Source organism: Novosphingobium sp. 11B, from assembly GCF_054589055.1.
The window spans coordinates 1-1,493 of record NZ_BAAILP010000276.1 but is presented as its reverse complement, the minus strand read 5'-3'; the positions used below and the strand labels follow the sequence as shown (position 1 = coordinate 1,493).

1 protein-coding gene is annotated in these 1,493 nt (G+C 64.8%); it reads left to right on the top strand.

Features of this window, described 5'->3' with window-relative positions; genetic code table 11:
* The first annotated feature begins 277 nt into the window (after positions 1 to 277).
* On the top strand, positions 278 to 1,360 hold the full coding sequence (locus ACYPYD_RS23840; RefSeq protein ID WP_156799810.1) for a choice-of-anchor A family protein: 1,083 nt from the start codon (positions 278 to 280) through the stop codon (positions 1,358 to 1,360).
* Positions 1,361 to 1,493 lie beyond the last annotated feature (133 nt).

The following is a 1,493-nucleotide window of genomic DNA, read 5'->3' as shown; positions in this document are numbered from 1 at the left end:
ACTGAGGCCCGCCCCCGGCCCCTCCCGCAAGCGGGAGGGGAGAATGAAGCGCCGGCCTGCTCCCCTCCCGCTTGCGGGAGGGGTTGGGGGTGGGCCTCTGGCTTGGGGGTGGACCTCACAAATAAACAACCAGACGCCAATTCTTCAAATTTGGTAAATTCGCGAGTAATCGGCCTTCCCTGTTCCACCGAGGGACAGTGCAAAACCCGCGCTTTCCAAAACCCCAAGTAAATATACTGGTCCCGGTCGTCACTCACGCCATTTCGGGACACACGCCGTGGCTTCCATCCGTACCGTTTCGCTTTCGCTGGCCGCCATGGCTGCCGCCCTTTCAGCCACCCCGCTCCTCGCCGATTCCGGCATGATCGCAGGGATAGACGTCCTGAAGACCTGGAACCTCGTGGTGCTGGGAGATCTCACCTCGTCCTCGGAAGTCGAGGGGCGCACGTTCGTCGGCGGCGACCTCAACGGCAATTCGTCGAACTACCAGATCCAGGCCATTCCGGCGTCGAGCACCGGCACCCCCGGCCTCACGGTCGTGGGCGACGTCAACGGCGGCGCGAAGAACCTCAACAACGGTTCGGGCGCGGTCGTCGGCGGCAACGTCAACAGCGGCCTCAACCTCAACGGCGCGGCGCAGACGGTGCTGGTCGGCGGTTCGATCAGCAACACCAACGTCAATAACAACACCGTGACCTCGGGCCTCGCCTCGGGCGACCCGTCGTTCAGCCAGAACCTGACGCAGCAGGCGAGCCTCATCGAGACCTCGATGACCGGCCTCAGCCACGACATGAGCACCCAGACGGCGAACAGCCAGTTGTCGATCAGCGGCAATCGCGGCACCTTCGACGCGCAGCCCGGTGCGAACGGCGTCGCGGTGTTCAACATCTCGGCCGCCGACCTCGACAAGATCGGCGAGATCCAGTTCAACCTCAACGGCGCGGACACCGCCATCGTCAACGTCTCGGGCGGGTCGATCACGCTCAACGACAACTTCCTGGGCGGCACCCAGAACCTCGGCGAACACGTGGTCTGGAATTTCTACGAAGCCAAGGACCTGTCGCTGACCACGGCATGGGGCGGCTCGGTGCTGGCACCCGGGGCGGCCGCGACGACCGGAAACTACATCCAGGGCTCGGCTGTGTTCGGCAGCCTCGTGCAGAACGGCGAGATGCACGTCGGCACTTACACCGGCAACTACACGCCGACCCCGACCGACCCCGGCACGCCGACCGAGGGATCGTCGTCTTCCTCGTCCTCGGGCGGCACCGAAGTGCCCGAGCCGGGCATGCTGGGCATGCTCGCCGCAGCGGTGGGCGGACTCATGTACTGGCGCCGCCGCCGCGCCAGCGCTGCCTGAGGCCACTACGGGGCGCTACAGTTTTGATCTTGTCTGGATAAAACAGGGGGTCATTCCCGCGAAGGCGGGGACCCATCTTATGCCGAATGAACAGGCACCGTCAGGAGATGGGTTCCCGCCTTCGCGGGAATGA